General features: G+C 55.1%; 21 protein-coding genes. 8 read left to right on the plus strand and 13 right to left on the minus strand.

What is annotated here, in order from left to right:
- Positions 1–339 precede the first annotated feature (339 nt).
- The 4 genes from OGY35_RS10570 (at position 340) to hypT (ending at position 3,642) form a co-directional block, all read left to right on the plus strand.
- Positions 340–1,026: a nucleoside recognition domain-containing protein gene (locus OGY35_RS10570; protein ID WP_152402248.1), complete on the plus strand. Its 687-nt coding sequence runs from the start codon at positions 340–342 to the stop codon at positions 1,024–1,026.
- A complete protein-coding gene (locus OGY35_RS10575; protein ID WP_152402246.1) occupies positions 1,023–1,484 on the plus strand; it encodes a YjiG family protein in 462 nt (153 codons plus the stop codon). Before OGY35_RS10570 ends, OGY35_RS10575 begins: the two co-directional genes overlap by 4 nt.
- Before the next feature lie 12 nt (positions 1,485–1,496).
- Positions 1,497–2,663, plus strand: coding sequence for a beta-aspartyl-peptidase (gene iadA / locus OGY35_RS10580; RefSeq protein WP_286632239.1), 1,167 nt, complete (start codon positions 1,497–1,499; stop codon positions 2,661–2,663).
- 70 nt (positions 2,664–2,733) lie between these two features.
- Positions 2,734–3,642 (plus strand): hypochlorite stress DNA-binding transcriptional regulator HypT, encoded by a 909-nt coding sequence (hypT, locus tag OGY35_RS10585; protein WP_286632240.1) that lies wholly within the window; start codon positions 2,734–2,736, stop codon positions 3,640–3,642.
- Positions 3,643–3,649: 7 nt separating this feature from the next.
- Here the strand turns inward: hypT and cuyB (OGY35_RS10590) are convergent, their stop codons facing one another.
- Entirely contained in the window at positions 3,650–4,384 is a 735-nt protein-coding gene (cuyB, locus tag OGY35_RS10590; RefSeq protein WP_286632241.1) for a cysteate racemase, read from the minus strand.
- A gap of 449 nt (positions 4,385–4,833) precedes the next feature.
- Here cuyB (OGY35_RS10590) and OGY35_RS10595 point away from each other — a divergent pair, with 449 nt between their 5' ends.
- The 4 genes from OGY35_RS10595 to OGY35_RS10610 all read left to right on the plus strand — a co-directional run bounded on the left by OGY35_RS10595 (position 4,834) and on the right by OGY35_RS10610 (position 9,175).
- Positions 4,834–5,877 (plus strand): TRAP transporter substrate-binding protein, encoded by a 1,044-nt coding sequence (locus OGY35_RS10595; protein ID WP_152402239.1) that lies wholly within the window; start codon positions 4,834–4,836, stop codon positions 5,875–5,877.
- 73 nt (positions 5,878–5,950) lie between these two features.
- Complete coding sequence (locus OGY35_RS10600; protein WP_046486785.1) at positions 5,951–7,825, plus strand: TRAP transporter large permease; 1,875 nt, start codon at positions 5,951–5,953, stop codon at positions 7,823–7,825.
- A 118-nt stretch (positions 7,826–7,943) separates the two neighbouring features.
- Positions 7,944–8,708, plus strand: a complete 765-nt coding sequence (locus OGY35_RS10605; RefSeq protein WP_152402237.1) for an SDR family NAD(P)-dependent oxidoreductase — start codon at positions 7,944–7,946, stop codon at positions 8,706–8,708.
- Between the two features lie 47 nt (positions 8,709–8,755).
- Positions 8,756–9,175, plus strand: coding sequence for an RbsD/FucU family protein (locus tag OGY35_RS10610; protein WP_152402236.1), 420 nt, complete (start codon positions 8,756–8,758; stop codon positions 9,173–9,175).
- Positions 9,176–9,215: 40 nt separating this feature from the next.
- On the opposite strand, the gene OGY35_RS10615 is transcribed toward OGY35_RS10610, so the two are convergent.
- The 12 genes from OGY35_RS10615 to cuyA form a co-directional block, all read right to left on the minus strand.
- Positions 9,216–10,250, minus strand: a complete 1,035-nt coding sequence (locus OGY35_RS10615; protein WP_286632242.1) for a LacI family DNA-binding transcriptional regulator — start codon at positions 10,248–10,250, stop codon at positions 9,216–9,218.
- A gap of 213 nt (positions 10,251–10,463) precedes the next feature.
- Entirely contained in the window at positions 10,464–11,264 is an 801-nt protein-coding gene (locus tag OGY35_RS10620; RefSeq protein WP_286632243.1) for an ABC transporter ATP-binding protein, read from the minus strand.
- A complete protein-coding gene (locus tag OGY35_RS10625) occupies positions 11,261–12,250 on the minus strand; it encodes an ABC transporter ATP-binding protein (protein ID WP_286632244.1) in 990 nt (329 codons plus the stop codon). Before OGY35_RS10625 ends, OGY35_RS10620 begins: the two co-directional genes overlap by 4 nt.
- Complete coding sequence (locus OGY35_RS10630) at positions 12,243–13,103, minus strand: ABC transporter permease (protein ID WP_178825624.1); 861 nt, start codon at positions 13,101–13,103, stop codon at positions 12,243–12,245. The genes OGY35_RS10625 and OGY35_RS10630 overlap by 8 nt, the downstream gene beginning before the upstream one ends.
- A complete protein-coding gene (locus tag OGY35_RS10635) occupies positions 13,100–14,056 on the minus strand; it encodes an ABC transporter permease (RefSeq protein WP_286632245.1) in 957 nt (318 codons plus the stop codon). Before OGY35_RS10635 ends, OGY35_RS10630 begins: the two co-directional genes overlap by 4 nt.
- A 12-nt stretch (positions 14,057–14,068) precedes the next feature.
- Positions 14,069–15,631 (minus strand): ABC transporter substrate-binding protein, encoded by a 1,563-nt coding sequence (locus tag OGY35_RS10640; protein WP_286632246.1) that lies wholly within the window; start codon positions 15,629–15,631, stop codon positions 14,069–14,071.
- Positions 15,632–15,653: 22 nt separating this feature from the next.
- Positions 15,654–16,871: a M20 family metallopeptidase gene (locus OGY35_RS10645; protein ID WP_286632247.1), complete on the minus strand. Its 1,218-nt coding sequence runs from the start codon at positions 16,869–16,871 to the stop codon at positions 15,654–15,656.
- 53 nt (positions 16,872–16,924) lie between these two features.
- Positions 16,925–17,701 (minus strand): ABC transporter ATP-binding protein, encoded by a 777-nt coding sequence (locus OGY35_RS10650; protein WP_286632248.1) that lies wholly within the window; start codon positions 17,699–17,701, stop codon positions 16,925–16,927.
- A complete protein-coding gene (locus tag OGY35_RS10655; protein WP_178825182.1) occupies positions 17,701–18,471 on the minus strand; it encodes an ABC transporter permease in 771 nt (256 codons plus the stop codon). The genes OGY35_RS10650 and OGY35_RS10655 overlap by 1 nt, the downstream gene beginning before the upstream one ends.
- A complete protein-coding gene (locus OGY35_RS10660) occupies positions 18,468–19,475 on the minus strand; it encodes a taurine ABC transporter substrate-binding protein (RefSeq protein WP_178825180.1) in 1,008 nt (335 codons plus the stop codon). The genes OGY35_RS10655 and OGY35_RS10660 overlap by 4 nt, the downstream gene beginning before the upstream one ends.
- A 56-nt stretch (positions 19,476–19,531) precedes the next feature.
- Positions 19,532–20,251 (minus strand): cysteate racemase, encoded by a 720-nt coding sequence (gene cuyB, locus OGY35_RS10665; protein ID WP_286632249.1) that lies wholly within the window; start codon positions 20,249–20,251, stop codon positions 19,532–19,534.
- The gene (cuyA, locus tag OGY35_RS10670) at positions 20,244–21,248 is read right to left on the minus strand and encodes a D-cysteate sulfo-lyase (protein ID WP_152402211.1); all 1,005 of its coding nucleotides are present in this window, start codon (positions 21,246–21,248) and stop codon (positions 20,244–20,246) included. Before cuyA ends, cuyB (OGY35_RS10665) begins: the two co-directional genes overlap by 8 nt.
- Between the last annotated feature and the right edge of the window lie 259 nt (positions 21,249–21,507).

Here is a 21,507-nt window from a genome sequence, read left to right on the forward strand (position 1 = left end):
TTCCCCGCTCTGCTCAACTGAATATATTTAAAAATAAGGTATCGAATGCTCACGCATACGCGATCGCGATGACTGCGGTTTTTGCATGCCGGGAAGAATGCCGTTGTATTGACTCTCGTTACAAGAACGGAGGGCGAAATTACCGGCAACATTAAAACCAGACGGAAACAGACGGGGGGTTTCATGCCCACGCTTCCTGCCGCATTATGCAAGAAACGCATAGCGCGAAACATTCTTGCATTTTCCCCATATCCGCATGACTGATAAGGTCATTGAGTTCGGGCCACTTCTGGCCTGTCGCGACAAACACACATCATCAAAAAAATAACGGGGTTCGCTATGGCGCAACAAGGGGAACAGGCGGCGCTGCCGCTTGCAACAGAAAAAGTCGGACTTAAAGGGTATCTGGCATTTTTTCTGACCATCATTTTCTTTTCCGGCGTATTTTCCGGAACGGAAGGTTGGTGGCGTGTTTTTGATTTTACCGTGCTGAACGGTTCATTTGGCCAAATCGCGAATGGGGCTGGACAAACGTCTGTAACCTTCCGGGGGGCGGGCGGTACTGGCGCAAAAGATGGTTTTCTTTTCGCGCTGGAGCTCGCGCCGTCAGTCATTTTGTCACTGGGCATTATTTCTATCACCGACGGTCTTGGCGGATTGCGTGCGGCTCAACAACTGATGACGCCAATCCTGAAGCCGCTGCTTGGCATTCCGGGCATCTGCTCGCTGGCGCTCATCGCGAACTTACAAAATACCGATGCGGCTGCGGGTATGACGAAAGAACTGGCGCAGGATGGCGAAATCACTGAGCGTGATAAAGTCATTTTTGCGGCATACCAGACCAGCGGTAGCGCGATTATTACCAACTATTTTTCCTCTGGCGTCGCCGTCTTCGCATTTCTGGGAACGTCTGTTATCGTCCCGCTGGCCGTCATTCTGGTGTTTAAATTTGTCGGTGCCAATCTGCTACGTCTCTGGATCAATTTTGAAGAACGCCGTAACCCAACGCAAGGAGCACAAGCATGACCACTCAGGTTCGCAAAAATGTCATGGACATGTTTATCGACGGTGCCCGCCGCGGCTTTACTATTGCCACCACTAACCTGCTGCCAAACGTGGTCATGGCGTTCGTCATTATTCAGGCGCTGAAAATTACCGGTTTACTCGACTGGGTTGGACACATTTGCCAACCGATCATGGCGCTTTGGGGGCTTCCCGGTGAAGCGGCCACCGTGCTGTTAGCGTCGCTAATGAGCATGGGCGGCGCGGTAGGAGTTTCCGCCAGTCTGCTCACGGCGGGGGCATTAAATGGTCACGACGTCACGGTTCTGCTCCCGGCGATATACCTGATGGGTAACCCAGTGCAGAACGTAGGCCGCTGCCTCGGTACCGCCGAAGTGAATGCCAAATATTATCCCCACATCATTGCAGTGTGCGCCATCAACGCATTGCTGTCGATTTGGGTTATGCAACTCATTGTTTAAAAGGGAATTACCATGCCTGATTTATCCTTCGCAGATTTTACGTTGCTGCAAGGTGCACACCTTTACACCCCTGAAGACCTGGGGATTTGCGACGTGTTTCTCGCCAACGGCAAGATTATTGCCGTTGCACGCGATATCTCTCCTCAGATCGTGCCGGATTGTAAGGTTATCAATCTCAAAGGACGGATTCTGTGTCCTGGCTTTATCGATCAGCATGTTCACCTGATTGGCGGCGGCGGCGAGGCCGGCCCCACAACCCGAACGCCAGAAGTCAGGTTGAGCAGACTGACCGAAGCCGGGGTCACGACCGTCATTGGCCTACTCGGCACCGACTCCGTAACTCGTCATCCGGAATCACTGCTGGCAAAAACCCGGGCGCTGAATGAAGAAGGGATCACCGCCTGGATGTTGACCGGCGCTTATCATGTCCCTTCACCGACGATCACCGGTTCCGTAGAAAAAGATGTGGCGCTGATCGACCGCGTCATCGGCGTAAAATGTGCCGTCTCTGACCACCGCTCTGCCGCCCCTGGCGATTATCAACTGGCAAACATGGCCGCTGAATCCCGCGTGGGCGGCCTGCTGGGCGGCAAACCGGGGGTCAGCGTGTTCCATATGGGCGACAGCAAAAAAGGACTCAAACCGCTGTACGACATTCTGGAAAATAGCGATGTGCCGATGAGTAAGCTGCTTCCCACCCACGTTAACCGCAATGAGGCGCTGTTCGAAGAAGCACTGGCCTTTGCTCTCAAAGGCGGCACCATCGATATCACCAGCGGTATTCCCGATCCGGTCGCACCGGCTGAGGGTGTGGCTCGGGCAGTGAAAGCCGGTATACCGCTTGCCCGAATAACGGTCAGTTCTGATGGTAATGGTAGCCAGCCGTTGTTTGATGATGCCGGAAAACTCACCGGAATTGGCGTGGCGGGCTTCGAGAGTTTGCTTGAGACCGTACAATCGCTAATAAACGATCACGGATTTACCCTGACCGACGCACTGCGTCCGCTGACGACCAGTGTGGCTGCCTTTCTTAACCTTTCCACTAAAGGCGAAATCGCGCCAGGGAAGGATGCCGATCTGCTGGTTATGACACCAGAATTAGGTATTGAGCAGGTTTATGCTCACGGCAAACAAATGGTGGTTGACGGTAAAGCCTGCGTGAAGGGTACCTTCGAGTAAGCTCAATCGGTTGTCAGCCGTGTGAATGCCCGTAAAATGGCGCAGACAGACGGCTGACAGGTGATGATAAATGGATGTGAGTGGTGCAGGTTTGTATAACATTGAAACGAAATGGCTGTATGACTTTCTGACACTGGAAAAGTGCCGAAATTTCTCCCAGGCCGCGATTATCCGTAATGTCTCGCAACCCGCTTTCAGCCGCCGTATTCGCGCACTGGAAAACGCGGTAGGGGTTGAATTGTTCAATCGTCAGGTCTCGCCGCTGCAGCTCTCCGAGCAGGGAAAAATCTTTCACTCTCAGATACGTCATTTGCTACAACAGCTGGAAAGCAACCTGGCTGAGCTACGTGGCGGCAGCGATTTCATGCTGCGTAAAATCAAGATTGCCGCGGCGCACTCCCTCTCACTGGGGTTGTTACCCGGTATCGTCAGCCAGATGCCAACCCAGTTTACCTGGTCAGTTGAAGCGATCGATGTCGATCAGGCAGTAGATATGTTGCGGGAAGGACAAAGTGATTTCATCTTCTCTTATTATGATGAAAACCTGCTCCAGCCTCCGTTTGCCAATATTCCCCTGTTCGAGTCGCAACTGTTTCCCGTCTGCGCAAGCGATGCGAACGGAAAACCGCGATACACACTCGACCAACCCTCTTTCCCGCTGCTCAACTATAGCCAGAACTCCTACATGGGGCGGCTTATCAACCGAACGTTGACCCGTCATACCGAGCTGAGTTTCAGCACATTTTTTGTCTCTTCAATGAGTGAATTGCTTAAACAGGTTGCGCTGGACGGTTGTGGAATCGCCTGGCTCCCGGAGTACGCGATTCGTCAGGAGATTCGGAGTAAACAGCTCGTCGTGCTGGACAAGGACGCGTTAATTATTCCTATCCAGGCCTATGCTTACCGGATGGATACGCGGATGACTCCCCTGGCGGAACGGTTCTGGAAGGAGTTGCATCACCTGCATACGGTCCCCTGATCGCCATTCACACGCAGGCAACCTGTTGCACAGGCTCATCCACCTGCGTATCCGGCCATGACTCATACCAACGAATAGCGGCATTGACCAGAGACGCAGTTGAATCAATAAACCGGCGCCCAAATTTGTTCTCATGCCCGGCCACAATTAACGGGATCTCGGTGCAGCCCATAATAATTATCTGCGCCCCGTGGGAAACCAGTCGCTCAATTTGGGGAAACAGCAACCTTTGCGCTGCGGATTTATCGCCGCTTTTCAATGCGTAAATGGCCTGCATCACCTGCTCCTGACCGGTCTCTTCCGGCTGAACCAGAGAGAGTCCCTGCGCAATCATTTTTTTTTGGTACAACCCCGTCGCCAGCGTGGCATTCGTGGCCAGCAGGCCGACGCGGGTCACGCCGGAAGGAATATCACTCAGCGTGGCATCCAGAATGCTGATCATTTCCGCCTTTGCCACTGCCCGTAAATCATCAAACCAGTAATGCGCAGTGTTGCAAGGTATGACGATACATTCAGCCCCCGCATCTTCCAGCATGTGCAGATAACGCTCAAGATAGTGCCAGGGAGAGGGACCGCCAGAAAGCAGGCAGGCTGTACGATCGGGAATGTCAGGAATTGAGCTAACGATTAGCGGAATATGCTGCTGATCGCAGCTGGCGCTGCGAAGTTCAACAAATTTTTCCAGCATATCCGCCGTTGCAGCAGGCCCCATGCCGCCCAGAATCCCAATGGTATGTTTCATTACCGCACCGCTCTTTCTCTGCTATTTCAAATGACACTATCAGCTTGATGCATATGTAAAAAATGCCATTTTCTTAGCCGCTATGCGTAAAAGTTATCGCCTGACAGACGCGAATCTGTTTACACAGAGGGCTGACAGCGCCTTCGGCTGTCTGCGAAGGACCTGTTTCTGAGCCTTGCGCCGCTAAACAGTGACTAAACAGCGAACACCCCGTTTCGGTTTTGTAACACCCACCCGCAAATTAGCGATGCCCGCCACAAAATTCACATATCACTGGCGTTGATGAAAGGAAGCATATTGCATTTGCACAGTGAGTCGGATAGCGTCTGTAACGTTACACTAAAACGTTACAGAAAACAGATTCAGCGACTTTTTCGTTAAACCAGCTGGCCGTGTCAGCCTTGCCAGATGGCGTTATCGCGACCTCTACACTGTGAGAAAGGATAATCATGATGAAAACAACACCGTTTCGTTCAGCCAGACGTTTTCTGGCACTCGCTTGCCTCAGTAGCGCCCTGATTGCAGGTAGTGTGCTGAGCGCTTCAGCACAGGCAGCAATCAATTTTCGTGTTTACTCGTCTCTGCCAGGAGATGACTCCTCTGCGCACTATATTTGGTTCAATCGATTCCAGGAAAACCTGAATAAAAACGAGAAGTTAAAAGGCCAGATTAAGCTTAATTATTTCGCCAACGCCATGCTGGGAAAAGAAGCCGATGCCACACAGCAGGTCCGTATCGGTGCCATTAACATGATGATTTCAGGCACCTCAATCTGGGCCACGCTGGTCCCTGAAGTCGGTGTTCTGGATCTGGGTTATCTGTTTAAAGACTATGACCAGGTCGGGAAAGCGCTGGACGGCAAACCCGGTGAGCAGCTTTCTAAGTTGATGATGGATAAAGCGAACGTGATGGTGTTGGGTTATGGCTATAACCTCGGCGCACGTAACGTGTACACCAAGAAGGCGATTGAAAAACCAGAGGATTTAAAGAATCTGAAAATCCGCGTTCTGCCGGTGCCTAACTTTATCGCCACGCTGAATCACATGGGAGCAGTAGCGATTCCAATGCCGGGCGGGGAAGTCTATTCCAGCCTGCAAATGGGCGTGATCGATGGCGTCGAGCATGATGCGCCCACCATCTACGCCAGCAAATATTATGAAATCATCAAGAATGGCACGCTGACCCGCCATAGCTATAATCCACTGATGATCGCCATGAACAAGAAGAGCTTCGAGCAGATCCCGGAATCATTACGTGCCGACGTGCTGGCCGCTGCGAAAGAAGCCACGGAATACGAACGCCAACAGGCCAGCCAGAAAGAGCTGGAAGCAATTAAAAACCTGGAGGCCAAAGGCGTCACTTTCCGGGAAACCGATCGCGCGTTCTTCGCGCAGGCCGTACAGCCTGTCTGGAAAACCTTCCTTGATAAATACCCGGATCTGAAACCTATGGTGGACGAGATCAGCGCTGCGGCGCCGAGCGACAAGCCATAAGCCGTGCATCGTCGGCCTGCGGAATTTCGCGGGTCGGCGATGTTGCCCAAACAAACCATGAAAGGAGTTCACCATGGCAGATATCTCGATGAAAACAAAGGATGAAAATACTTTGTTGACGCTGTTGGGGCGGCTGAGTCGATTTTTGACAACCTTAACGTCGTGGGCCGGGGCGCTGGTGCTGTTTATCAACGTACTGGTGGTATTCGCTTCGGTGATCTGGCGTTACGCCCTGCATTCACCGATCCACTGGGCGGAAGAAGTGGCGCGTGCGCTGATGATTGCGCTGGTCTTTTTTGGCGTTGCCACCTCAACGGGCAGAGGCGGACACATTGGTGTCGATCTGTTCTTACGCTTCCTGCCTGAAAGCGTTCGCCCTTACGTTATCCATGCCAGTCGCTGGATCCTGTTTTTGGTCTCCGTCGGGCTGGTGATTTCCAGTTATGACCTGGTACAGGCCGCGCGATTGCAAACCACCGAGACAGGCCTGCCGCAGACCATCTACGTGATCCCGGTGTTAATCGGCTCCGTCGTTATGATGGTGGCCGCGCTGGAACATGCCCTGCATGAACGCGCCAAAGTGGTGTTGCTCAGCGGTGTTGGGATCCTGGTGCTGGCGGCGCTGGGTTATCTGAAACTGTCGCTGATGGCCGATCCTGCCAGCGCAGCGGCGGGCCTGATGCTGATTTGCTTCGTGCTCGGCATTCTGGCCGGTGTGCCGATCGCCTTCACGCTCGGCATGTCCGCAATGGTCTTTTTCATCTGCGACCCTTCCCTGCCCTTTGTCTTTTTCTCTCAGCAGGTGGCGGCGGGCGTTGACCACTTTGTTCTGTTGGCGATTCCGTTCTTCTTGCTCGCCGGTGCGGCAATGGAAATCAACGGCATGTCCACGCGACTGGTCGAACTGATTGTGCGCGGTATGGGACGGTTTCGCGGCGGTCTGAACATGACAACCGTGCTATCGATGGCCTTTTTCTCCGGCATCTCCGGTTCCAAACTGGCGGATGTGGCGGCCGTCGGCGGGGTGTTAATGCCAGCGGTACGCCGTGCGAAGCAGGATAGCGAAGAAGCCGCCGGGGTATTTGCCGCCTCCGCAGTGATGGCGGAGACCATTCCTCCCTGCGTGAACCTGATTGTGATGGGCTTTGTCGCGAATATTTCCATCGGGGCGTTGTTCATCGCCGGTCTGGTGCCTGCGGCCTGCCTGCTGGTGTTGTTAATGGTTGCCGCCAACCGTTTCGGCGGAAAAATTAACGTCAGCGAAGCCTACCCGGTATTACGTCCGAGAACTCAGCTTTACCTGGGTGCCGCTGTTGGCCTGGTCATGATCTTCATGATTGGTCGTGGCGTCATGATGGGGATCGCCACCTCCACAGAAATTTCCGCCTTCGCGGTTATCTACGCCATTGTGGTGGGTCGCCTGGCATTTGGTGAACTGACGCTGAAAGCCACGGTTAAAATGTTCGTTGATATCGCGGCGATGTCCGGCGTTCTGCTGTTCATCGTGGCCTGTGCAACCAGCCTCTCTTATGCCCTGACCATTCAGATGATCCCGCAGCAGATCGCTGAACTGCTGGTGGGAATTGGTATGGAGCAAGGTGCCTGGCTGTTCCTTATGTTAACCATTGTCATTCTGATCATCTTTGGTGCGGTTCTCGAAGGTGCGCCTGCGCTGATCATCTTCGCCCCTATTCTGGTGCCGATTGCAATTCAGCTTGGCTTTAACCCGCTGCACTTTGGCATTGTGATGATCATGGCGATGGGCTTTGGTCTGTTTTCACCCCCGATCGGCCTGGGTTTGTACACCACCTGCGCGATTTGCGGAGTGGAAATGAAACACGTCATCAGACCTATGGCGAAATATCTGGCGGTGATTTTTGTCGGCATCATTATTGTCGCCATGGCGCCACCGTTAACCACCTGGCTGCCTGGACTGGCCGGCTACTGATAATTAAGTTCTGTATTTGCCACATTCAGGTGGCAGGGATATCCACGCGTAAAAAACGGCAAAACGATGTTACGTCATTGCCTGATGCCGTTTTAAATATGAATAACGGGAGTATGAAATGGGATTATTAACGGGTAAAAAAGCATTTATTACGGGTGCAGAACAAGGCATTGGTAAAGAGAGTGCGAGAAAACTGATTGAAGCGGGATGCGATATCTATATTCATTATTTCAGTGGCGAAGAAGGCCCACGGGAATTAATCGCCCTCGCCGAACAGCAGGGCTGTCGGGCGGCCTGTGGTTTCGCCGATTTAACCGATGAAGAAGATGCGGCCCGCTGTGTGGCGCAGGCGGCGGAATTTCTCGGCGGTATCGATATTCTGGTCAATAACGTCGGCGGCATTATTGCCCGCAAATGGCTGGGCGAGATTGAGCCACATTTCTGGCGCACCGTTATCGATGTCAATATGACGACGATGCTGAATGTCACTCAGCAGGCATTACCGTGGCTGAAAGCCGCGCCAGAAGGCGCCAGTATCGTCAACCTGGCCTCTCTGGCCGGGCGTTCCGGCGGCCACGCGGGTTCTCTGGTGTATTCCACCACCAAAGGCGCGGTGCTGACCTGGACACGCTCGCTCGCCGCTGAACTCGGTGAACACGGCATCCGCGTCAATGCCGTTGCCCCAGGGCTGATTCTGGGCACGCGTTTTCATAATCAACACACCACGCAGGCCTCTGCCGACCAGACCATCCAGGCAATTCCTTTGGGAAGAGCGGGTACGCCGGAAGATGTGGCAAGGGTCATCTGTTTCCTCGCCTCTGAATATGACGGTTTCGTTTCCGGCGCAACCATTGACATTAACGGCGGTATTTACCGGGCATAAAAATGTGGCGGGCAATCAAGCCCGCCAGTTTTAAAAAGGTATGACATATGATCAAGTCAGATATTATTCATCCTGATTTATTACAGGCACTGGCACAGTGCGGACACAAGGCGAATATTTTAATCACCGATGCCAATTATTCTTTTTTAACCAATACCTCTGCGCAGGCACGGATTATCTGGCTTAATTTCACTCCGGGAATGATCGGCAGCGTCGTCATTCTGGAGAAAATCCTCGGCTATATTAATGTGGAAAAAGCCACGTTAATGGCAAGCCCGGCGGATTTTGATAATACGGTCGAGCGCGAATACCGCGGCATGCTTTCTGAGACCATCGAGTTTGAGCACGTTGAACGCAACGCGTTTTATTCGCTGGCCAAATCATCCGACACTATCCTGGTTATCGCGTCCGGAGAAACCCGCCGCTTCGCCAATATCCTGCTGACCGTAGCCCCAACGCTGGTATGACAAAACGAGAAGAACGTAATGTTCTTCTCCTGCCACGCCGTTACCGTACCGATTGCCGGGAGACCAACGACGGAGGGAACAGAAACTCCTCTGGCGGAATGGCCGGGTTTTCGGTCCTGTCAATCAACCGGTCAACCATCACCTCTGCCATCTCCCGAAGCGGCGGCATGATGGAGGTCAGGCCAGGGAAAACCAGTCCGGAGAGTGGGATATTGTCGATACCCACAATAGAAATTTGTTGCGGCACATGGATCCCCGCCTGATGCAGACCAGCCATCAGACCAATACCCAGGGCGTCGTTGATTGCCACGATGCCATCCGGGAACGCCGGCTGTTGGCTGATTTTTAACGCCAGCGCCCGCCCAAGTTCCGTCATTTCCGTGTCGCCATAGGCGGCCACGGCCTGGCCTTCAATGATCATCCCTTCCCGATAAAGTCCATGGTCTTGCACCGCACGAAGAAAGCCTTCGATTTTGTGCGCGCGGCTCGGCGTCATCCCTTCCACCGTGGCAAATGCGAGACGACGGCATCCCTGCGCGATCAGGTGTTCTGCCGCCATTCGCCCGGCATCAATGTTGTCCATGGATACGCTGTCCAGCGCAAAATGGTCTGACTGAGCGCGCGCAGGCATGCGGCCATCATAGTTCACCATCACCATGCCCTGCTCTACCGCTCGCGCAAAGTGCGCTTTTTCAATATCGCAGGCGGCAACGATAATCCCGCGGACGCCGTGAGAAAACATGTCGTCCAGAAAGGCCTCTTCTTCTTCAATCTGCCGGTAGGTATTACCAATCAGCACCCGGAACTGACGCTTTTTGGCCGCCAGGTCAACTTCACGGGCCAGGGCGGCAAAGCTGGGATTCACAATCGACGGCACCAGCAAGCCAATCATTTTGGCCTGCCCAGTTTTGAGCTGTTGCGCCACCCGGTTTGGAAAGTAATTCAACGTCTGCATGCTCTGCTGGATGCGCGCCAGCGTTTCGGCACGCATTTGATCGGTACGACCGTTGAGCACATTGGATACCGTACTGACGGAAACGCCAGCATGCTTTGCGACATCACGAATATTCGCCATACATCTCCTTTGCGGCAATCGATGAATGGCGGAAGACACTAACACCCGGCATCGCCATCTTCTTAGGAATTATGAACAACAACGGTTTAGTGTAACGTTACAGGTCTTGCTGTCAATGCAATGTGTTGGCGAAAAGAAAACGGAGTTGAGCGAGAGACGATGATTAACAGGAGAAGTGTCAGTAGAAAGGGGGGGAATGCCCCCTTTGCAGACTTAACCGTTAGCGACGATGCGTGTTTCTCCCTGCGCGTCGGGATACTCGGGCAGAATGGCATTCAACAAATAGCGCGTGTAGTCATGACGCGGTGCAGCAAAGACTTCTGCGGCTTCTCCCTGCTCAACGATCTCTCCCCGGTACATCACCCCCACGCTGTCAGCAATGTGCCTGACCACGTTAAGATCATGAGAGATAAAGAGATACGCCAGCCCATAGTCACGCTGTAATTGCATCAGCAGATTGAGAATTTGCGATTGGATCGAGACGTCCAACGCGGAAACCGGCTCATCACAGACGATCAGCTTCGGCTTCAGGATCAGCGCCCGGGCAATACCGAGACGCTGGCGCTGACCGCCGGAAAACTCATGCGGATAGCGGGCGCTATCCTGTGGCCGCAGGCCAACCTGCTCCAGCATCTCAGCAACCTGCGTCTTGCGATTACCGGCACCATGGATAATCAGCGGCTCTTCCAGGCTATAGCCAATGGTGCGTTTTGGATCGAGCGATGAAAGCGGGTCCTGAAAAATCATCTGCATGTCGCGGCGCACGCTCCGCCATCCAACGGCGTTACGCCCCGCAAGCGGTCGCCCCTCAAACGCTATCTCGCCCGCGCTTGCGGACGTCAACCCCAGCACCAGGCGGCCGGTCGTGCTTTTTCCACTGCCGGATTCCCCTACCAGCGCCCAGGTTTCGCCCGCATTCAGGGTAAAACTGATGTTATCAACCGCCTGTACCGACTGCCCACGACGGCTAAAGGTTTTCGACAGGTTTTTAACGCTTAACAACGGTGTCGTCATCTCAACACTCCCGCTTCGTCGGCCCGCCAGCAGCGAACCTGTTGTGCCTTGTGCCCTACCGCCCGCAGTTCAGGTGCCTGTGCCCGACAGCGCGGCTGCGCCAGCGGGCAGCGATCGGCGTAAGTGCAGCCTAAAGGCAAGTCATGCAACGCGGGCACCTGACCACGAATTTCCGCCAGCGGCGTTTTCGGTGTGTGATCCGCCGACGGACGCGCCGCCAGCAGCGCACGGGTATATGGATGACGTGGACGCTCAAACAGCGTGTGTACATCCGCCTCTTCCACAACCTGTCCGGCATAAAGCACCACCACCCGCTGACAAAGCCGTGCGACCACGCTCAGATCGTGCGTGATAATGACAATACCCATACCCGACTTCTGGTTAATGTCCTCCAGCAAATCGAGGATTTGTGCCTGAATGGTGACGTCCAGCGCCGTGGTGGGCTCATCGGCAATCAGCAACGACGGTGACGTCGCAATGGCCATTGCAATCATCACGCGCTGACGCATACCGCCAGAGAGTTCATGCGGCCAGGCACCCGCGCTGCGGGCAGGATCGACAATACCAACCTGCGTCAACAGGCTGATAATTTTCTGCTGACGCTGCGCTCGATTCAACGAGGTATGCAGCCGCAGGTTCTCATCAATCTGCAAGCCAATGGTCATCACCGGGTTCAGGCTGGCGAGCGGGTCCTGAAAAATCATCGCCATTTCATGCCCGTTTCGCTGACGGCGCGCTTTCGCCGACAGCGAATGCAATGCTTTTCCTGCCAGCGTTACCTCGCCGTGAACCCGACAGGTACGGGGAGACAGTAGCCCCATCAGTGCCTGCGCGGTCACGCTCTTACCGCAGCCGGATTCACCAATAATACCGAGAGTCTCATGTGTGTTAACCCGAAAGGAGACGCCACGCACCGGAGAGACAACGCCCTGCCGGGTAGCGAAATGAACCTCAAGATCCTTCACGTCAAGCAAGATATCAGCCATGGCGACCTCCTTGTTTTAGCCGTCGTAACACGCGACGCGGCAGAGGCTTCAGGCTGGGATCGGCATTATCTCTCAGGTCGTCGCCTATGATATTCAGCCCCAGGATCAGCAGGACAATGGCAACCCCTGGAAAAAAGGTCATCCACCACGCGTTAAAGATAACGGCCTTACCTTCCAGTAACAGGTTGCCCAGGCTGGGCATTGGCGCAGGCACGCCGGAGCCGAGAAAGCTCAACGCCGCTTCGGTAAGAATGGCCACCGAAAATACCCAGCTCACCTGCACGATAAACGGCGAGATGACGTTAGGCAGCAGGTGCAGCCAGATAATGCGCGAAGCGTTCGCCCCCTGCGCGCGCAGGGCTTCGATAAAATTCTTCTCTTTAATGACCATGGCCGCACCGCGGATCACCCGGGCTATCGACGGTACGTAAACCAGCGATAACGCCAGCACCACGTTGGCGATATTCGGCCCCAATACCCCCACAATGGCGATGGCAAGCAACAGAGACGGAAACGCGAACAGACCATCGCAGACACGCATTAACACTCTGTCGACCGGACGATACCAGGCACACAGTAAACCGATGACGATCCCCGTGACGCCTGCAATCAGCGCTACCGCAGCACCCACCGAGAACGACACCCGTACCGCAAGCGCCACGCGAACAAAAAGGTCTCGCCCGAAGTTATCGGTACCAAACCAGTGCTCAACGGAAGGGGGTTTCAGGCGGCTTAACGGATCGATGCTGTAGGGATCGTAAGGGCTCACCAGGCTGGCAAAAAACGACAACAGTACGATCGCCACCAGTACGGCGGGCCAGATCAACAGCGTCGGGTTTCTCGACAGGTTCATTTTTCCCCTCCGTCTATAGACAGTCGCGGATCGGCCAGGTAGCTCAGCAGATCCACCGCCAGGTTGATCAACACGTAACAAACCGTGATCAGCAGCACCACGCCCTGGATCACCGTCACGTCACGCCGTTCGATCGAATCCACAATCAGCGAACCCACGCCCGGAATACCGAACACACTCTCGATAACGAGAGTGCCGGTCACCAGCGAGGCGAACGATTCGCCACAAATGGTCAGAATCGGGATCAGGCTGTTTTTCAAAGTATGCCGCAGCAGCACCAGCCGCTCCGGAACCCCCTTTGCCCGTGCGGTGTTGATAAAAGGCTCCTGCATGACATCCAGCATCACAGCCCGGGTCATACGGGCTATCAGCGCGGCAATGCGCAGTCCCAACGCGAATGCAGGCAAGGTTAAATACCAGACGTTTAACCAGAAAGAATCGTTGGTGGAGCGATAGCCCACCACCGGAAACCATCGCAGCTGAACGGCAAAGAAAAAGATCAGAAACAGGCCAAGCAAAAACCCCGGCACCGACATGCCAAACGTCGCCAACATACGAATGATGCGATCCGCGATGCCGCCATGTTGCCAGGCGCTTACCACGCCGCCCGCCAGCCCAAGAATGAGCGCGATGAGCTGGGCGTATAACGCCAGTGCCAGCGTCGGCGTCAGATGCTGTAAAAACAGCGACATGACGCTGGTATTCAAAAACAGTGAATGCCCCAGATCGCCAGTCAGTATCTCGCCAAACCAGCTAAAGAACTGCACAAGCAACGGCCTGTCCAGCCCCATCTGCTGGCGCAGCGCGGCAATATCCTGAGGACTGGCATCGTTCCCCAGGATCACCAGCGCCGGATCGCCCGGCGCCAGGTGAATCAGACAGAACACCACCACCGACACCACCAGCAGCACCGGTAGCAGTGCCAGCAGGCGGTGAAAAAGGTATCTTTTCATCGCCTTTCTCCATCAGGGTTTCGTCACGCTAACGTTCCACAGAACGGGACCTATCAGATCCTGGTAGCCTTTCACATTGTTTTTGATCGCCACCGCATCCGGCGTAGTACGGCCCAGCACGATAACCGGCAGATATTGCCAGCTCAGCGTGTTCAGTTTATCCACCAGCGGTTTGGCCGCTTTCAGCGACGACGCTTGTTTAATCTGATCCAGCACGTTGTCAATTTCCGGGCTGTTGCTCAGGCCGGGGAATTTCGCCCGGGAATCCAGGAAAGGATACTGATGCAGTACCTGACGCATAGAGAATTCCAGCGCGCAGAGATCGAAGTTTTTCGGATCCTGGCGGCGTTGCAGCACCGTCGGCCAGTCGTACACGTCCAGCCGCGATTTCACGCCAATCTGTTTCAGCACCTGTTGGGCCACAATCGCCAGGTTATACAGTTCGGCATACTCTTTAGTGGCAATGATCACCACCTCTTCACCCTTGTAGCCCGAGGCCTTCACCAGCGCACGAGCCTCGTCCAGCTTATGTTGATTCCAGAAGGGTTTGCCGGCTTCGCTGTACCAGTCCACCTGATCCGGGAAGCCCAGTGAGGGATCTTCTTTGAAGAAACGCGGATCGCTGTAACCCGCCAGCAGCGTCTGATGAACGTCGAGCGCCAGGTTAAATGCCTGCCGCAGCTTCACGTTGGCGAACGGCCCCTGGTTTTTATTGAACAGGTAGGTAATGAGCGAGCCGCCGCTTTGCGGCTGAAACAGCGACAGATCCGGCGCGCTGCTAAGCGTGTCGATATTGTCCTTCGGCAACTGGAATACCAGATCGTATTCACCGGTCATCGCCCCGGCCAGGCGCGTGGATTCATCGGTTATATAGCGAAACCAGATGTCCTTCACGTCCGCTTTCTTTTCGCCCGACAGGCCGCTCGCCGGTTCGGCGCGTGACTGGTACTGGTCATAGCGGGTCAGATGCAAATAATCACCAGGCTTGAATTCCGCCAGCTTGTAAGGGCCGGTGCCTATCAGCTCGGCGATCGGCTTCTTGCTGCTGTTGGCCTCGTCGACAATGCGTTTCGGCATAATTGCGGCAATGTTCTTCACGTCCGCCAGCACGTTGAGTGTAATGAGCGACGGAGCAGGCAGCGTAAAGGTGACTGTTTTATCATCCACCTTACTGAACTGCACACCGGGGAGGTTGGCTTTCCCCTGCGTGGACACCGCCAGCCAGCGGTTCATTGACGCCACCACGTCATCGGCAGTCAGCGGTTGTCCGTCATGAAAATGGATCCCATCGCGCAATACAAAGGTGTAGGTCTTGCGATCGTCGCTCAGGGTATAGCGTTGCACCAGCTCCGGTACGGGCTCAAATTTAGCGTTGATGGTGAACAGCGTTTCGAAAATATGCCTGTCCACGTCTGAGGTGGCGTTGTTGGTCGTCAGATAAGGATCCAGCGTGCCCGGCCGGTTTCCATAGGCAATATTCAGCGAAGCGTTACGATCGACGTTCTCAGCCTGCGCGCTTCCCAGGGGTAAAACCGCCGCCAGCAGGAGTGCGGCGGCAGAAAACAGCATTTTCATTGTTATGATACTCCGGCTAAGGTCATGCGGCTTGCGTGGCGGCGGTTTGCCCGGCAAATTCGTCTTTCGCTTCCTGCAGCAGTGCGGCATCGGTTAACAGACGCAGCCCGGTTCGCGCCAGCACTTGTGCCCCCGCGATCAGCGCGTCATATCCCTGCACTGAGTTCGCGGCTTCGCGAAACGCCACGGTGTGTCCAATCAACTCATCGGGGCCAATCTTGATGTACGGATGTGCGGTCGGCACCGCGTGGCTGATATCGCCTGCGTCGGTGGAGCCCAGCCCCTCTTTTTCCTTCAGCTCGACGTTTTCTCCTGCGGCGGTGAACTCGTCCAGCAGCACGCCGTTCAGCGTGTGGTTGATATTGAAATCTCGCGGCCCGACCTGGTGCTCAATTTTCACCGTGGTGCCGGTTGCCAGCGCAACACCTTCCGCAATGGCACGGATACGGGGTTCCAGCGCTACCACCTCTTCACGGGTATGGGCGCGGATGTAATAGTGCGCCGAGGCATACTCCGGGATCACATTCGGCGCCTGGCCGCCGTTGGTAATAATGCCGTGAACGCGGATACCGTCCGGCAGTTGCTGGCGCAGAACGCTGATCCCGTTGTAGAGCAGCACAAGCGCATCCAGAGCATTCACGCCTTTATGCGGCGAGCTGCCCGCGTGGGACGGTTTGCCATAAAAATGGAAGTACAGATGATTGTTTGCCAGCGACGGGCCAGTCAGTCGCGTTTTACCCGCCGGGTGGATCATCAGCGCCGCATCGACGTCCTTCAGGAAACCGTGCTCCACGAACCGGGCCTTCACATTACCATTCGGGCCGCCTTTACCCCGCAGTCCGCCCTCTTCCGCAGGCGTACCGAGTACCACTACCTTACCCCCTGTCGTGTCCAGCGTTTCGCTAAGGGCAATCGCTGCGGCGATACTGGTGACCCCAATGATGTTGTGACCACAGGCATGGCCAATATCAATAAGCGCATCGTATTCCGCGAGGTACGCGATAGTTGGACCGGGTTTGCTGCTCTCCTTTACTGCATAAAAAGCCGTTTCATGGCCGGCGACATTGAGGGTGACAACAAAGCCGTGCCTCTCCAGCAGTTGAGTCAGCAGGCCGCTGGCGTAATACTCGTTGTTGCCCGTTTCCGGGTGGGCGTGAATATCTTTGGCGATGGCCACATATTCATCCCGGTGCTGTTGAATACTGGTTTCAAGACGGTCTCGTAATTCGCTGTTGCTCATTGCTTCCACCTCAGTCATGACGGTTGATTCATTCCCGACACCGGGAACTACGTTTAAGATAAGTGCCGTTTCGCCTCCTGGCGCACCCGATGCAGAACGTGATGTTTGATCTCGCTGTAGGCGGGGTGTTCGGCAAGCGTTTCGATATCCCGATCGCGACCAAAGGGCAGAACGATCTCATCGACGATTTTTCCGGGTTTTGCTGACATGATCAGAATGCGATCGGCGAGAAACAGCGCCTCTTCGACATCGTGAGTGACGAAGAGCAGCGTGGTGCCGGTGGAAAGCCAGGCCTCACGCAGCAGTTCCTGCATCATCAGCCGGGTTTGTGCATCCAGTGCGCCGAACGGCTCATCCAGCAGCAGCACTTCCGGGCCGGGAAGCCAGGCACGTGCCAGCGCCACGCGCTGTTTCATGCCGCCTGAAAGCTGCCAGGGGGCGTGATGTTCAAAGCCTTTCAGCCCTACTCGCTCAAGCCATGCCTGCGCCTGCGCGTTGGTTTCATCCTTGTGGTGTTTGCCCAGACGTGGGCCAAAGGTGACGTTTTCCAGCACCGACAGCCACGGGAACAGGTTGGGTTGCTGGAAGATCATCCCGCGATCGGGACCAGGCTGTCGTACCGTTTTGCCGCCAGCCACCACTCGCCCCCGATCCGGTTTACTAAACCCGGCGACCAGGTTCAGGATGGTGGATTTACCACAGCCAGACGGCCCAAGCAGGACCACAAACTCGCCGCTGTTGAGGCTCAGGTTGATCTCTTCCAGCACCGTAAACGGCTGCGGTTTCGCTGCAAAAGAGAGCGACACATTTTCCAGGTTAATAGCACTCATTATTCTTTCCCCGCCCAGGGCACCGTCAGGCGCTGTAACCCCAGCAGCAATAAATCCAGGAGATAGCCAATACCGCCCAACAGCAAAATACCAAGCATGACAATATCGGTGCGCAAGTAAGCGCTGGCGTTGATCACCATCCAACCCAGACCAGAGCTGGCAGCGACCATCTCTGCGGCAATCAGCGACGTCCAGCCGATGCCAATGGAGAGCCTGACGGTGGTAAAGAGATCCGGCAGCGCATCCGGCAACACCACGCGCAGGAAGATTTGCCTGCGTGATGCGCCCAGCGTCTGCGCCACGCGGATGCGCGAACGACCAATACGCTCAACGGCCGCCGATGCACCCACCACCACGCTCAAAAATGTGGCGATGAAAATCAGGAAAAACTTGGATGCCTCGCCAATCCCCAGCCAGACGACGGCCAGCGGGATCAGCGCAATTTTTGGCAAAGGACGCAGGAACTGCACGAAGGGATTAAGCACCGCCGCCAGGCCATCAGACAGCCCCATCAGTAAACCCAGCGGAATACCGATGATAATCGCCACGGAAAACGCGCCGAGTGCACGCGCGAGGCTCACCGCAATGTGTTCCCAGAGCGGCACCTGGCGATAGCCATCGGCCAAAAGCTCTTCAGTCGTCAAACCGATGTCCGTCAGCGATGGTAACAGCAGCGGATCGACCCACTGCTGCGTTGCCGCCACCTGCCAGACGATAAAGAAAATCGCCACCGACACCACGCTGATGGCGATATGCTGACTCAATCTCATTGCGCCGCCACCGCCGCATCACGAATGTAGCGGGAATCAATCGCGGTATCCCAGTTGGCGGGAATATCACGCTTGCGAATCTCACCGATGTCGGCAAGGAAGCGGGAGGTTTTGGTCAACGCTTTGCCAATACCACTGTCTGTGGTTTGGGTGCCATTTCCCAGCCAGTCAGCCGTCCCTTGCTGGGCCAACGTGGGATATTCCAGCCCGCCCAGCGTATTGGCGGCGGTGGTGACCGGAGCACCCACTTCTTTCGCGACAATGGCTGCGGCGCGTTCCGGATCTTTCCTGAACTCATCCACTTTCTGCTGGTGTACGCGCAGGAAGGCGGTCACCGCTTCCGGATACTGTTCGGCAAAGGCTTTACGCACCACATAGTTGTTGTAAATCAGGTAACCCTCTTTCTGCAGATCTTTGGTCGCAAAGACCTGATGGCCACCCGAGGCCTCCAGCTCCTGCGCAAACGGCGCCCAGACATAACCAGCATCAATGTCACCACGTTTCCAGGCCGCCACCATTTCTGCCGGACGCAGCGGCAGCAGCGTAATTTTGCTGCGATCCAGTTTGTTTACATCGATCGCGGCTTCGAGAGCGTACTGTGCCGTTGAATTGGGTGGATAGGCGACACGCTTGCCCTCGATATCATTGATTTTCACAATGCCGTCTTTGCCGATCAGTCGCTCGTAGCTGGCAATCACGCCCGAAACGCCAATTATTTCGACCGGTAATTTACGCACAATACCCGCTGTCGCCGGGCTGGAACCAAAATTGGCAATATCGATCGCGTTACTGGCGAAATAATTCAAAGCATCTGCACCAGAGGCAAATTGCACCCATTTCACTTTGCTGTTTAACGCGGTATCCAGAGAGCCGTCGGCTTTTGCCAGCATTAATACCTGGGAACCGCCGCTATAGGCCACACGAACTTCAGTTGGCGTTGCAGCAAAACTTATATTTGCCCATACCCCACCCGCTGCAATTAATAAGCAGAGACTTTTCTTCATTTTATTTTCCCGTGATTGTTCTGAATTTATCGTCCGTTATCGCACCGGACAGCGTTCTAATTAAACTGTGCGTAGGTTTGCCATAATTGCGAACATCGCTCTGCCAGTGCCTGAGCCGGATCCCAGGTGAGATGGAGGAAAGGCGCATTGGCCGCTTCCAGCGCAACCGGCACTTCAGTACAGGCCAGTACTAACTTTTGCGCGCCCCGGGCAAACAGTGCGTTGGCCTGCAACGTCAGTAATTCCCCACCTTCATTTAGCGAACCCCGTTTTACTGCGTAGCAGCCCGGTACAAACCAGTGCTCCAGTTCCTCAGGGACTGGCACGATTGCCTCAATACCCAGCGCTGCCAGTCGCTCCTGATACCAGCCCGCCTCCAGCGTGCCTTTAGTGGCGATCACCCCCACCCGCTGAGGCCTATCCTCAGCCTGTGACAGCGCATCCAGCGTGGCATCAACAATGTGCAGAATGGGCGCATTACTGGCTTCACTCAGCGCGTCGTACCAGTGGTGCGCCGTGTTGCACGGTATGGCGATATGGCTTGCCCCTGCCTGGTTAAGCTTCTCAACAGCGTAAAGCAACTGCGGCAGGGGCGATGGCCCTTTGCCCGCCAGCGCGTCCTGGCGATCGACAATTTGCGGCACATTCCAGACGACCGTGGGGATCTGCTGTTGATCGCTCTGTGCGGGCGTGGCCTCCAGCAGGCGGCGCTGAAAATCCAGTGTTGCCAGCGGCCCCATACCGCCCAGTACGCCAAGCAGGAAAGGCTTAGACATGCTCCAGTACCTGACGATAACCAAACAGACCCGCCGCGCCGCCGGTATGGATAAACACGACGTTTTCATCCTGACGGAAATGGCCTTTACGGATGAGATCGATAAGCCCGGCCATGCCTTTGGCGGAATAGACCGGATCGAGCAGAATGCCTTCATGGCGGGCGAGCAGCGCCAACGCTTCCAGCGTGCCTTCTGTCGGCAAACCGTACCCATCACCGACATAATCACTGTTCGCCACCACCGCATGACGCGACAGTTCCCCCGGCACACCGAGCAGATCCAGCGTCCGCGAGGCCAGATTCCAGACGTTCTCTTCCTGTTTTGTTTTTGGCGCCCGCACGCTAATGCCAAGCACGGGAATATGGCTGTTGGTGGCGGTAAAACCGGCGACTAACCCAGCTTGCGTGCCGGTACTGCCGGTGGCGTGAACCACATGATCGATGCGCAGACGGCGCTCTGATGACTGGTACAACAGCTCTTCCGCGCAGGCCACGTAGCCCAGAGCGCCGATCGGGTTCGAGCCCCCGCCGGGGATGATATACGGCGTGTGCCCCTGTTCACGCAGCGTCGCCGCGTATTCCTCCATCGCCTGTTGCATATCGGTACCGCCCGGCAGGTGGGCGACGATGTCGCCGCCGAGCAGCGTATCCAGCAATACGTTACCTGAACGCTGATAATCTTCACCAAAATCGGTAACGCGTTTTTCCAGCAGCGCCTTCGCTTTCAGCCCGAGACGCGCGGCGCCCGCGATCGTCTGGCGCACATGGTTTGACTGCGTCGCCCCCTGGGTAATGACCACATCGGCTTTTTTCTCCAGCGCATCCGCCAGCAGGAATTCCAGCTTGCGGGTTTTATTTCCGCCCGTTGCCAGACCGGTTGCGTCGTCGCGTTTAATCCATATTTTAGGTCCGCCTAATAATTTGCTTAAATTATTCAGCGGCTCCAGCGGCGTGGGGAAATGACCAAGTGAAATTCGTGGAAACCGGGCCAGATGCATAAATGCTCCTTGCTAATAAAAAGGGCTTTATAAAAGTGAAATTCACTATACACATCTGCCAGATGGGGCCAATCAAGAATACTAAATAACGATTACTGAAAAATGAATAAGCAGAAAAAGAGTGGCTGACGGGATAAGATATATTCTGTTCTGGAATGGCTTGCAGCAAAAAAGAATAACGCCTTCCCTTCGCAAGGCGTTACAGGAAGGCTTACTTCATAGAAATCAGCCATTGTTTTAAGTCATCAAGTAAACAGGG

This window comes from Citrobacter sp. Ct235 (genome assembly GCF_030332305.1).
GTDB lineage: Bacteria > Pseudomonadota > Gammaproteobacteria > Enterobacterales > Enterobacteriaceae > Citrobacter_A > Citrobacter_A telavivensis.